Below are 12875 nucleotides of genomic sequence, written 5' to 3' on the forward strand. Positions count from 1 at the left end.
AAGGCGAGGCACACTGCCCATGAATACCTGTAGCCCCCTCCTTCTCCAATGCCGTGGTCCCCCTTCAATCTTTACCACACCATTCCAATCACAACAGTTCTTCACAGAAGAAGGAGAACACCTTCAAAAGAACGCCGTACCCGGTGGAAACAACAAGCCCGTTTCAAGAGCGTTTTTTTGAACAGATATCACACAGATAGTAGAATACAAAATTTTGGTAATCCCTCCCAAGGAGCAGAGGAGCAAAGTATTGCCTTCGTTCACGCATGTGTTCACAGGCTCAAGCCTCGAAGTGCATGATAGTTGGTGCCCTTCCTGATGGATAGAGAGAAAAGTCATAACACGAGAAGTGATAGTGTCTGGCTATATTGTTGCTCCCTCTCAAACTGTCACCCCCAAAGAGGACCCATACGTGTAGCTTCTAAGCGCGACAAGCACACAAACTGCATGTTCTTATGCTCGCCACCACTTCACGCGCTCATATTTGGAGCCTGACAACGGTGCCCATCGCAAAGAATAGACAGGAACTTATAACATGAATGCAACCAGGCAGAAGTCAAAGATCATTACACGGAGTGTGGAGATCGAGGGATATCCTATACACTATCGAGTCATTGGAGAGGATATGACGCAGGAAGCCATCATTCTGGTACATGGACTGAGCGGCTCAACGCTTTGGTGGACTCATAATATTTTTGCGCTGGCACAGGATTATCGCGTCTACCTTATCGACCTTCCCGGCTTTGGCACAATGCGTCGCCTGGCGCGTCAGTTTACGCTGGCGAAGGCCGCCACCTGGGTGCTGGCATGGATGAAGGCGGTTGGGATTGAGCGGGCGCACCTGGTAGGGCATTCGATGGGTGGATACATCTGTATGCACCTGGCTGCGACCTATCCTGAACGCGTGATGAGAATGATACTTGTCTCGCCCGCCGTACAACCCCAATTTCACTCGATTCTGGGCTACATGCGTCCTTTAATCCTATCAACTCGTTATGTTCGGCCCACATTCTTACCCTTGCTTCTTTATGACGCATTACGGGCGGGACCACGCCTGCTCCTACGAGCCACACGTGACCTGATCCTACTTGACCTCAACGAAGAGCTATCTACCATCTGTCAGCCTACACTGCTCGTCTGGGGTGAACATGATATTGTCGTTCCACTCACCACTGGTATTCAACTTCGGCAGACACTCCCCAATGCGCAACTGCTGATTCTCCAAAAGGCCGGGCATGTGAGCATGTTTGATCGTCCCCTGGTTTTCAATCAGGCCGCTCTGGCCTTTTTACAGGGCGACCTGGTTGGCAGTTGAGAAAGCTCTGTACGGCCTGTGCCAACCTGGCAGGCGAATTATAGTTGACATCATGTGCCGCACCTTCAATTGCCAGGAATTGCCCCTGGGGAAGCTTGTCGGTTACCTCTTGCGCCCAGCCTGAAGGGACAATAGTATCACGTGTGCCACGAATGACCAGGGTCGGAACCTGCATATGGGGCAGGCACTCTTCTATACGATCCCGCAAGCCAGAGCGAAACACGGCAATGAAACGTCGCACGCCAATGTCGAAAAAGTCACGCAGGACAATCGGGTAGAGCGAGAATGGCTCGAATGCCAGGTTCACCAACCAGCGCCCAATCTGCTGATGCGCTGTACGCGCGTGAGCATCCATCGTTGGCCCAACCAGCACTGCTCGCATGAGACGCTCGGGATAACGGAGCGCAAACTGTGCAATAATCTGGCAGCCAAGCGAGTTACCAACGAGAACAGCCTGCTCTATTCCCAGGCAATCCATCCAGCGTGCGAGCATATCCGCGAAATCGGGTAGTGTGAGATTGTACGAAGGTTTACTACTAAGGCCATAGCCAGGCAAATCAGGGACAAGCACCTGGTAGAACGGGGCAAGATGCTCGGCTGTCGGCAACATGTAGCGACTACACACCGCTAATCCATGAATGAGGATAATAACTTCTTGAGAAGTGGGAACCAGTTGAGAGGCGTAATAATGAATGGAATAGTCTTGCATCTCTACAAGGCAACTACGTAAGGTTTTATTTTCGGGTTTTTTCTTTGATTTTCTCATTTTGACACTCATCACATACACCGCTTTAGTATCATATCAATTGTACGTAGCTCATTGGTCAAATCGTTTCATAAAGGTCTGCCTATTTCATAGCGCAAGGGAAGCTACGTCTCTCTTTATTAAGAGGGAAATAGTCTCCAAGATAAGAGGAGGTCAACGATGACAACGACGAAGTCTGCTCACTCTTCTGATGATGCTGACGATCTCGATGCCCCTGGCAAGAACGCAGCCGGGTCAGATAAGACGATCCTCCATGAGGTGGCTCATCACTTTGGCATAGAGCACGAAGAAATGCCGATCTGGATTCAATAAGGGGAAAACAGCAGAAGAAATCTTCCTTGTGGGTACGACTCCTCAGGATGTAATGTGCAGGCAAAAAAGGCTGAATGGCAATCTTCCCATGACTAGTTGCGCTTCGGGTCGGGGAGTTCGTCGTGCCATGTCGGTGTTCCTGCTTGCAAAAAAGCCTGCTTCATCGCTTCGGCCTACACCTGCTGCCAAGGCAAGTTTGCCATTCAGCCTTTTTTTTAACGTGTTTTGTCCCAACACGTCCCGTTTTCATGCAGATCTCCTAGCAAACCTGGGAACTTACGGAAGGAGTTGAACCTTCGTCTTTCAGTCGCAAGGCCTGGCGCTCTACCTCTGAGCTACGTATGCAGATATATAATTGGCATATACTGTATATATGAAAAGGGGGATTTTTATGTTTGAGCGATGCCAGAAAAAACACGACTTTTTGCAACGTGAGCTAAACACCATAGAAGCTGCACTTAAACAGGTAAGTACTCAACCAGACGAAGAATCCTATATGCGTTGCCTGCAACAGGCGCTCATGCATCTCCTCACAATGCAATCTACTCTAGAATACTTCGTAACCGATGTACGAGCGGAACTAGCGGAATTAGAGGAGAAGACCCTTTAACGACCGGTGCTTTCATCCCTCCCTCTTTGAGGGGGAGGGATGAAAGCACCGATCCTTTCCGCATACTTTTTTGAAATGACGCACATCGTGTTCTTTCCCTGCTCAGGCATCCCTCTTCTTGGGAAGAGTCACCGTAAAGGTCGATCCTTTCCCGACGGTGCTGTCCACGGTGATGGTTCCCTCATGACGCTTGACGATCTCCGCCACAATGTAGAGTCCCATGCCCAAACCAGGGATCGCTTTCTGCCTGGGACCAGAAGCCCGATAGAACCGTTCAAAGATTTTGTCACGCTGCTCTCGTGGGATGCCCAGGCCATGATCGCAGATACGGACCGTGACCGTCTCTTCGGAGGTACTCAGGTCCATCTCGACCGTCTCTGCACCGGGAGAATACTTGATGGCATTGCTGATCAGATTGGTGAAGACCTGTCCGAGCCGATCTTTGTCTCCGACGAGTGAGCACGGTGCCGCACCACGCACCACAATGGCATGTGTCGTACTGAGCTGCTGCATCGTTTCTGCCACCTCATGGAGCGTCGCATCAAGATCGACCGTCTCCCGGACGTACTCCAACCTGCCTGCCTGGATCTTGGAGACATCCAATAACTCTTCAATCAGGCGTTCCAGTTGCTTGACAGGCCCCTCTACCCTGGTAAGCGCTGTGGCAGCCTCGTGATGAGATTGCCTTTCCAGTCGTTTTTGCACCAGCTGGATCTGCATCTTTAAGGCGGCGAGCGGGTTCCTCAGTTCATGGCTGGCCATGCTGATAAAATCATCTTTGCGTTGTTCCAGTTCCTTGCGGGCAGAATTATCCAGCACAAAGGCGATTGCTTGGAATGGGTGATGCTGTAAGACGACACCACCTACGAGTACTGGAAGACGGCTGCCATCTTTACACACGTACTCTTTCTCATACGTCGTAGACTGCTGAGTGGCAAGTTCCTGATGGGCCTGCTGGGTACGAGCCAGGTAGTCTGGAGGCGTCATGTGCATCCAGTTCATGTTCCCTTCACGCAGGTCTTCGCGGGTATAGCCGGTCATGCGCAGAAAGGTGTCGTTCGCGTCCACAATCTGCTCTCCTTCGATGATATTGATCCCGATAATGCTGGAGTTCATCAGGACGCTCGCGCGCTCCTGACTCTGGCGTAAGGCTTCCTCCGTCCGTTTCTGATCGTCGATGTCAGTGATAGTCCCAAACCACTTGACGATCTGACCGGTGTCATTGCGTACCGGCATGGCGCGGGCTAAGAACCAGCGATAGGCCCCGGTCTGGCTATTTCTGAAACGCTCTTCGTGCTCATACATTCCTCCCGTGTCCAGGGCCTGCTGCCAGAGCGCTCGGGTGCCTTCCCGATCATCGGGATGGATGAACGAGAGAGGAGCCCATCGGTCGCTTTGCATGTGCTCAACCGTAACCCCCATGTAGTCACACCAGCGCTGGTTTATATACTCGTGCTGGCCATTTGGGCGCGTCGTCCACACCATCTGCGGCACCGTTTCGGCCAGCACCCGCCAGTTCTCCTCGCTGATTTTGATTTTCTGTTCAGCCTGTTTCTGCTCATCGATGTCAGTGGTAGTGCCAAAATATTTCAGGATCGTGCCCTGCGCATCTTTGAACGGTGCTCCTCTGGCAAGAAACCAACGATAGTCTCCGGTGGTACCATTGCGCAGGCGCTGTTCCGCTTCATAGGGTCTGCCTGCCTGGACGGCGCTCTGCCACCCCGCCAGGACGCGTTGCTGGTCATCGGGGTGGATGGCCTGGAGCCAGCCGTCCCCCTGGTATTGTTGGGAGGTCATGTCGGTATAATCGCACCAGCGTGAGTTCGCGTATTCAGCAGAACCATCGGGGCACATGATCCAGACAAATTGGGGGATGGCATCGATCAGGGAACGCAGTTCTGCTTCGGCCCGCTTTTTGTCATGAATATCGGTGCAGGTACCAACATATTTGAGGATCGTACCCTGCGCATCGGTGTAGGGTGTTGCTTGCATCAGGAACCAGCGATACTCCCCGGTCGTGCCCTGGCGCAGGCGCTGTTCCGTTTCATAGGGCTCGCCGTTCTGGACGGCGCGCTGCCATGTCTGCAGGACGCGTTGCCGGTCCTCCGGATGCGTACACTGCATCCATCCCTCCCCCTGGGCCTCTTCGGTGCTCAGGCCCGTATAATCGCGCCAGCGTTGATTATACGAGTCGACGTACCCGTCCGGTCGCCCCGTCCACACCAACTGGGGAATGGCATCAATGAGGGCATGGATGTCTCTTTCAGCTCGCTTGCGCGCGGTGATGTCGATGCCGGCGATGACGAGGTACTCGACGTGGTGATTCGCATCCATGTGGGGGGTAATCACGCTCTCAAAGGAAAGGAGCATCCCTTCCCTCGGGCAAATCAGGGCCTCGAAACACACCGTTTCTCCCCTGCTGGCTCGCGCGATGGCTGCGCGGAGCCGCTCTTGACTGGCAGGAGCAAAGGACCACCAGGGGGTCTCGGCCAGCGGTTTGCCAATCACCTCCTCGCGTCGGACCTGCGCGTCATCTAACGGGACCGCATTGATGTCCAACACGATCCCCTCGGGCGTCAGAATCCCGATCCTGGTATGCAAGCCATCCAGGTCATCGATGCAGAGGCGCTCGCCCTGGGGAAACGTCTCCTGGCGTGGTGCTGGTGCTCTCATCTGGTGGAATTGCAACGTGAGTCCCCCAACGGTCGGAGTGAGTTGCGCGTGCAGCCAGTTCCGGGTCATAGGAGACCAATACTCCACTTCGTTCGGTTCTTTGGTTTGCCTGGTCCTGCGCATAGCCTGATAGAGTGAGGGGCTCACCAGTTGGGGAGCATAGCGCCAGAACCTGTTCCCAAGGCATTCCTCGGGTGGTGCTCCGGTGATGGCCTGCGCGCTCGCATTGGCATACATTATGGTCTCAGCGTCATCGACGACAAAGAAGGCATCAGGAAGGGTCTCAAGAATGGTGAGGAGCGTCTCACGCGACCCAGGAGTAAGACGCTTGGTTTGCTTGGTATTGGACATACGGTGGTACCTCTCCTTTTCACGTACCCCCCCATCCCTGAGAACGAAGAAGCATTCCTGCTCAAACCGAAAGCACGTCTAGTGAAATGATGTGATACCTGTGAGAAACAAGCAAGCTGGACTGGACTCCAGTACCAGGCCTCGAAGGAGAAATGCCTATACGCCTCTATTTATATTTTACTATATTCGTGCGGAAATAAATGCATAAGAAGTTTTTGGAGAAAATTGACTGGAAGGAGTCCTATCTTTGTCATGGTAAAGTTTTTCTTTTTCAGATATCCTTCTTAATGTAAACGTTTCTACAGACAAATGAGGAGCAAGCAGGCGTCCCCGTTTTCTTGTTCTTTTAGAGCAGGAATATATGGCTCGCTCTTGAAAAGAATTGCAGTTTTTTTGCATCTTCCTTCATTTGCCAGTAGAGACATAGTACATGCCTTGTAAACGAATGGAAAGGAAATCTTACCTATGAAAAAGGTTGTTGTCCGCAAAACACAGGCCGTCAAATTGACTACCGGGTCGACTCCGCTCTATGGGATCTGCATCTATTAATTAAGAGAGAAGCCTTTGCAGCCTCGCTTGCAAAGGCTTCTCTCATCTCTTACACGATCTTATGCGGAAACCAACGTCACGTCGCTGTGTCCCCGAATGGGGGTGACTAGCGCTTCCCTCATTCGGGGACCACCTGAAGGTGGCACCCCCATTCGGGGGCACAGCGGCCGCGCGCTCAGGTTTCCGAATAGGTAGCACCTGGAAAACAAAGACATTCTGGGGAGGCTATGTGAGCTCAAATACACCTATCTCGTTCTATCCATTAACTTTTGTGCCGGATTCGCCCGATGTGGTTGTCGGACGGAAAGATATAGACAGTTACGCCGTTTTTCCGGAAGACGGTGCAGCATTGCTACAAACGCTGCAATCTGGGGCCAGTCCTGAAGAGGCAGCGCAGTGGTATCTTGAGCGCTATGCAGAACCGATTGATATGGAAGATTTTCTGCATACGCTCGGCGATTTGCAGTTTATCCGTAATGGCGCAGATAAAGGAGCCGTGCCTCCTTCCACACGATCGTCTATCTGGCAGTCCATAGGTCGCGCCACCTTTTCTCCATTGGCCTGGATTATCTATAGTGCCGTCCTTGGGTACGCTCTCTACATTATGATCCGTTTCCCCTATCTGCGTCCGGGCTATCACAATCTTTTCTTTTCACCTTATCTTGTCGTGCTGGAATTGGGCCTTTTCCTGGGGCAATTCCCCGGCATCCTTTTTCATGAACTCTATCATGTGCTGGCAGGCAGACGCCTGGGTATTCCTTCGCGCCTGGGGATAGGCCGCCGTCTCTATATCATTGTCTTTGAGACCCATTTAACAGGTTTATGGAGCGTGCCGCGCAAAGCACGTTATCTGCCTTTTCTGTCCGGTATGCTTGCAGATCTCCTCTGGTTTGCTCTTATGACTATCATTGCTAGCTTGACCTATACTCCTGCTCACCCGTTCTCATTCCCCGGAGCCTTCTGCCTGGCTCTAGCTTTTTCTACCTTATTGCGCTTCATCTGGCAATTTTATTTTTATCTGGAAACAGATACCTACTATGTTTTTACCAATATTTTGCACTGCATCGATCTTCAACAAACAACGTGGCAATATCTCTGGAATCGTATTTACCGCCTACTCAAGCTCACTCACAAAATACGGGATGAAGATGCATGGAATCCCCGTGATAGACAGGTCGCCCGCTGGTACGTTTTTTTCTTTGGAGCGGGATACCTCTTCACTCTGGGTACTCTTTTCTTTGTCGGTGTACCAACCGCACTGAGAATTTTCTCTGGTATAGTGGCAGATTTACTGAATCATGCAGCTTTTAACCTCAATTTCTGGGATTCCTGCGTGTTTCTTCTTCTCAATGGAGTGCAAATTGCGGTAGTTGCCTGGATTTACTGGCGTGAACGCAAGGCACGCAGAGCTGCGGAACGTTCCTCATCTGTCATGAGTCATGCACAAAACCTCTTACCTGATTATGTTCAAGAAAAAGGAGTTCTATGATGTCGGCACAGCCTTTTCACATCTGGCTTATCTCTCCTTCCCGGCGAGGTAGACAAATGTTATGGAATACCTTGAAAACAGGAGCCTCTTATGAGGTCAATTGCCACTGGCATCACCGTGGTCCGTATACTGGAACTGGTACATTGCTACGCCAATTGGTTCCTGAGGTATACCGACAGTTTCCCGAGCATGTTCTAGCACACGCAGTTGAGATTCTTTCCATCGCACCCGAACTCCGCTCGACCTTTTCTGTTTCTCATGAGACGTTGACTTCCCTGGCCATTCCAGAAGAACGTACGCGCTTTTATTCGCACACCAGAACGTTACGTTTAGCACATGGAATCATCGATTTCCTCAAAGGATGCCTTAGCCTGAAGATGTATAGTCATCTCTCGCTCTATTTTGAGAATGTGCAGGCTACCGATACACTGGATCAAGAATTCCTCCGTGTGCTCTTGAGGCGTGCTGATCCAGCTACATTGACTGTAATTATTGGCACAACCTGTGATCCTTTACCTGAGCAGTTGCAAACTGCCCTTGCAGATCACACCCACCAGATTCGCGTTGAACCCCAGGACGCAGGCGAGTATCTTCAGCTTCTCCAGGCATGGCAGTTTCCTCAAGTATGGCAAAGCTGGCTGCTGAAACATACCGAGGGATGGCCAGAAGAGTACGAACCGTTACGTGACCTCTCACAATATCTCAGAAAAAGCATGCCACAAGGGGAAACGTTTGCCCTGGGCATGCAGGCAATTAGCGAGCAAGTGTCGGCTGAACAAAATGCGGCCTGGGCGCAAGCCTTTATTGCATCTGACTGTACAAATGATTGCCTGTTGGAACGCCTGGCCTACCAGAGATTGGACGCTTCTACGCGCCAGAGGTGGCATGATGAACGGGCGGACTGGCTGGAACAACAGCATGAATGGTCGCTGAAGCTGGGGGCTATCCCTTACCATCGCGAGCGAGGCAGTTCTCCCGCCAATCAGGGAGCTGCGGCCCTGCAGGAGGCGCTCGATTACTGTATTAGCATGGGCTATTACGAAGCTACAGTCGACTTTGGCTATCGCGGACGCGCTGTCATCAATTGGGCAGAGCAAGAGCACTATTACTGGATATTTACGACCAAAGCGACGACCTCCCTTGCTGCCCTGGGGCGGCCCGAGGAGGCGGAGAAGCTTTACAACGAGGCTCGCGCACTCAGCACAAGGGCCAAACTGCACATGCAGGCTGCCTATGCCACTGCAATGCTTTATACACGTCACCTTCCAGAAAATCGGCGGGATCATGTACTGGCCAAAGCCTGGATTAACGAGGCAATCGCGATTGCCAACCTGCTTCCCGACGCCAAAGAGCGGGCGTTTCACTCGGTTTTTAATCAGAACGGCCTGGCTCTGATCGAGACTCATATGAAGAATCCTCAGGAGGCTCTGCATCTGGTGACAGAAGGGCTGAAGCGCCTCGAAGAAGAACTGGAACCAGGCGAGCACATGCTGCATCGCTCGGTCTTGCTCTATAACAGGGGCCAGGTGTACGCGGGGATAGGAGCCCTGGAAGAGGCTCTGGCCGATTATACCGCTGTCATTACCCAGGATCCCTATTATAGCGAATATTACCTGGAGCGTGGCAATCTCTACCGCCGCCTCGGACGTGATGAAGAGGCTCTAGCCGATTACGAACGAGCCGTTTCCTACAGCCCACCTTATGCCGAAGCGTACTTTAACCGTGCCAATGTACACTCTCTCTTTGGTCACGAGGAGGAGGCCCTGGCTGATTATAGCTACGTTCTGGAAATTGATCCTACGTATCTGGATGCCTTGATCAATCGCGCCAGTATCTTTTACGAACAAGGCAATTACACCGTCTCTCTTCAGGATGTAGAACGCGGATTGCAGCAGGATCCGGAAAATGCCCAGCTACACTGTACTCTTGGCTTGCTCTTAATGGCACAGAAGGATACCGAGAAGGCTTATCAGGCTTTCTCAGATGCCCTCCAACAAGATCCTTTACTCGTTGCGGCCTGGACAAATCGTGCAATCCTGGCCTTCGAGGAAAACAGAATTGAAGCTGCTATTAAGGATCTTTCTCAGGCGCTGACATTAGAGGAGAATCCAACCGTTCTCTATAACCGGGGTATCGCTTATCAAGCTCAAAACCGTTGGCAAGAAGCCATCAACGATTTCACACAAGCGTTGGCGTTATCCAATGAAGACGCGCAAGATATTCTTTATAGACGCAGTTTGTGCTTTGCCCAACTAGGGAACACCAGTCAGGCACAGAGAGACCTTCAGGAGCAGCAAGCGTTAAGGCCATAGAAGGTGACCGTGCGAAAAGAGGAGAAAGGCGCCCAAGAGCCCAATATCCCAGATGCTTCTTGATACAAATGGGCTTCAGCCCACCGCAAGCCACGCCATTTCAACGGCAATGATGAGGCGGATATGGCTTTCTCCCTTGGTGACAGTATACGCCAGGCAACACGCTCTAGCGGGAACTCTTTCTATGACGTTGAAAGTTTCATGAATTGGGCTGTGCTGCCTTTCTAAATCTACTCAAATGTGCTTATACACCCTCGAATAGATTCAATTGCTGCACCTGGACCTCACAGGGTAAGTCCCATGCAGGCGGCAAGCCGCCTGCGGGAGAAGTCATGGGGACTTCTCCGCCGCTTTGGGTCACGTGCAGCACATCGCACTCAGGCTCGCCCTGAGTGTATGGCCCTCGCTGGGCAAGAAACCTCATCAAGATGTTATGAGCGCTGTTCTCATCTCGATCCATGACGAGTCCACATTCCGCGCACCGATACGTTCTTTTCCGCAGTGGCATGGCTTGCAGATTCCCACAGTCACTATACTGCTTGGACGTGTTGCGCTCATCTAGAAACGCAAGCGCTTTCCCATACAGCTGGCATTTATAGGTGAGCATCTGGACAGATGAGATAAGACGCCTTGTGCAAGCTATCGCGCTGTTTGTTGCACTTCTTCTGCGAAACGTGCTTGCACACCTTGCTCAAATGAAGGTAGTGACGGTACTTCTTCTTGCACGTGCTGCGTTTCGAGCGAAGCCGATCCAACTGGTTGTTGTACCAACGTGAGCCTTTGAACCCACCGATGTGATAGGTTCGGCCCCCTTCCGTGGCCCCAGTTGCCAGCGTCTTGATGCCCAGATCGAAAGCCATGACATCACCTTCGCGTTTGGCTTCCTCGGGCTGTCGGTAGCTGAAAGAGGCGTAGTAGTTACCTCTGCCATCGCGACTGATCGCCACCTCTCGAAAGCCTTCGGGAAGCTCCTCGGTGAGGGAGAACCAGGCAAACGGTACCACCACAGCAACCCAGTGGAGTCAGTTTTTCCACCGCCTGGTGCAACCATAGACCACTCGCCAATATGACGCCGTCTCTATTCGAAAGGCTGGTTCCAGCGGCCGCGATGAACAACCTCACTCAATGTTTTGCGCTTCTTCAGTCCTTTCCCAAGCGAGGTCGCAGGATAGCCGAAGGGGACAATCGCCAGGATCTCGATGTTTTCGGGGATGCCCAGGAGAGGCCGCACATCTTGCAGGTTGTTGAAGCCAACCCAGTTCGATCCAATGCCCCGCGCCCACGCAGTCAGGATCATGGATTGAATCGCTCGGCTGGCATCGGAGATGGCAAATGGGCTCTGCTCCATCCCTACCACAATCGCGAGAGGTGCCTGAGCGATATAGGGGCCAGAACGTGCGAGGGTGGCAAGTTGCCCCATTGTCTCCCGGTCCTCAATCACAATAAAGTGCCAGGGCTGCCCATTCATACTACTGGCAGTCAGGTGTCCCGCTTCAACAATTTGCCGAACCGCATCCTCAGGAACGGGCTTCTCCTGGTATTGTCGCACGGCAAGCACAGTGCGAATAGCCTCAAATACGTTCATCAATTTTCTCTCTTTCTCGCCCCAGTAAGGCAATGATGGAATTCATTCACTACTGCTCAATAACACATAGTGACGCCCAAATATGCCGTTCGTCTGAGCGTGTCCCCAAAGAGTTACGAGCACGCCATTATCTATCTATTTGAGAAAGGTTGTTATGAACCCGGTCTTTTCCCGCGACGGGATCAGCGTGCCGATGGAGAAGCTTCCAGATACCCTCTTCATGGCGAAAGATCTCAGTGACGCGCAAAGCCAGTGGACTATATTCCTCTTGCCCATCTACGCGTACCACACCATTTTGAAGGTAGATGAGATAGGCCAGGTCACCACTCATACCTGTGGAGATGAGTTCGAAGGTATCGTGTCCTCCACTATAACGAGAGGCAACCCACTCCAGGCGAGGCCCGACCTGGTTCCACCCTTTCTCATAGGAACCAAAGCCACCAAAAATAGTAACATCATCAGAATGCGACCAGGACGCACTGTAGTGTGTGGGATCTCCTTCCAGAAGGCGCTGATTCGCTTCCCTCATCTGCGTCACTGCCTGATCGAAATCATCTGTTGTTGACAAAATCTTCTCCTCTCATGACTTTTGGACGACAGAACGCATGTGAGACGTGCCACTCTCCCACTTGAGCAGAGGAACAATCCCAGCAGCATATTTGACGCCGCTGAAAAACTCCACTAGATAGCATATCTGCTTGAGCCCATTTGCCTCTTCTCAAGCAGAGCGCACAGGAGCGTGTGGCTGACCCAGGTCATGCGTTAAGTGAGGTGAAGTATATATAAAAGAAGGGAAGAAAGGAAGGAGAAGATAGGGACAAAAATGCAGCCTCAAAATCAAAGAAGAGCCATTCCCCGCGGGACGTCCACCTTCCAGGTGCAGATCTGGCCCAGCGCCCAGATGGTCCCGAAC

The 12875-nt window shown here is 52.0% G+C and carries 9 protein-coding genes and 1 pseudogene; 5 read left to right on the forward strand and 5 right to left on the reverse strand.

Annotated elements, in window-relative coordinates; genetic code table 11:
* The first annotated feature begins 535 nt into the window (after window positions 1-535).
* The gene (locus JMJ04_RS33310; RefSeq protein WP_201374703.1) at window positions 536-1315 is read left to right on the forward strand and encodes an alpha/beta fold hydrolase; all 780 of its coding nucleotides are present in this window, start codon (window positions 536-538) and stop codon (window positions 1313-1315) included.
* On the opposite strand, the gene JMJ04_RS33315 is transcribed toward JMJ04_RS33310, so the two are convergent.
* A complete protein-coding gene (locus JMJ04_RS33315) occupies window positions 1266-2081 on the reverse strand; it encodes an alpha/beta fold hydrolase (RefSeq protein WP_236038735.1) in 816 nt (271 codons plus the stop codon). The two genes, JMJ04_RS33310 and JMJ04_RS33315, sit on opposite strands and share 50 nt — an antisense overlap.
* Window positions 2082-2240: 159 nt before the next feature.
* Between JMJ04_RS33315 and JMJ04_RS47340 the strand changes: the two genes are divergently transcribed.
* The gene (locus tag JMJ04_RS47340; protein ID WP_236038736.1) at window positions 2241-2393 is read left to right on the forward strand and encodes a hypothetical protein; all 153 of its coding nucleotides are present in this window, start codon (window positions 2241-2243) and stop codon (window positions 2391-2393) included.
* Window positions 2394-2784: 391 nt separating this feature from the next.
* Window positions 2785-3003 (forward strand): hypothetical protein, encoded by a 219-nt coding sequence (locus JMJ04_RS33325; protein ID WP_201374705.1) that lies wholly within the window; start codon window positions 2785-2787, stop codon window positions 3001-3003.
* A gap of 102 nt (window positions 3004-3105) precedes the next feature.
* Here JMJ04_RS33325 and JMJ04_RS33330 read toward each other — a convergent pair whose 3' ends face one another.
* Window positions 3106-6027: a PAS domain S-box protein gene (locus JMJ04_RS33330; protein WP_201374706.1), complete on the reverse strand. Its 2922-nt coding sequence runs from the start codon at window positions 6025-6027 to the stop codon at window positions 3106-3108.
* A 778-nt stretch (window positions 6028-6805) separates the two neighbouring features.
* Between JMJ04_RS33330 and JMJ04_RS33335 the strand changes: the two genes are divergently transcribed.
* Together JMJ04_RS33335 and JMJ04_RS33340 are read left to right on the forward strand one after the other, a co-directional pair.
* On the forward strand, window positions 6806-8065 hold the full coding sequence (locus JMJ04_RS33335) for a hypothetical protein (RefSeq protein WP_201374707.1): 1260 nt from the start codon (window positions 6806-6808) through the stop codon (window positions 8063-8065).
* Window positions 8062-10377: a tetratricopeptide repeat protein gene (locus JMJ04_RS33340; RefSeq protein WP_201374708.1), complete on the forward strand. Its 2316-nt coding sequence runs from the start codon at window positions 8062-8064 to the stop codon at window positions 10375-10377. Before JMJ04_RS33335 ends, JMJ04_RS33340 begins: the two co-directional genes overlap by 4 nt.
* A 244-nt stretch (window positions 10378-10621) precedes the next feature.
* Here the strand turns inward: JMJ04_RS33340 and JMJ04_RS33345 are convergent.
* The 3 genes and pseudogenes from JMJ04_RS33345 to JMJ04_RS33355 all read right to left on the reverse strand — a co-directional run.
* Window positions 10622-11357: pseudogene (locus JMJ04_RS33345) on the reverse strand (RNA-guided endonuclease InsQ/TnpB family protein); the annotation flags it as partial.
* Between the two features lie 98 nt (window positions 11358-11455).
* Window positions 11456-11962, reverse strand: a complete 507-nt coding sequence (locus JMJ04_RS33350) for a nitroreductase family protein (protein ID WP_201374709.1) — start codon at window positions 11960-11962, stop codon at window positions 11456-11458.
* A gap of 127 nt (window positions 11963-12089) precedes the next feature.
* Window positions 12090-12530, reverse strand: coding sequence for a YybH family protein (locus JMJ04_RS33355; RefSeq protein ID WP_201374710.1), 441 nt, complete (start codon window positions 12528-12530; stop codon window positions 12090-12092).
* Window positions 12531-12875 lie beyond the last annotated feature (345 nt).

Origin of the sequence: Ktedonobacter robiniae (genome assembly GCF_016587375.1) — a bacterium.
GTDB classification, from domain to species: domain Bacteria; phylum Chloroflexota; class Ktedonobacteria; order Ktedonobacterales; family Ktedonobacteraceae; genus Ktedonobacter; species Ktedonobacter robiniae.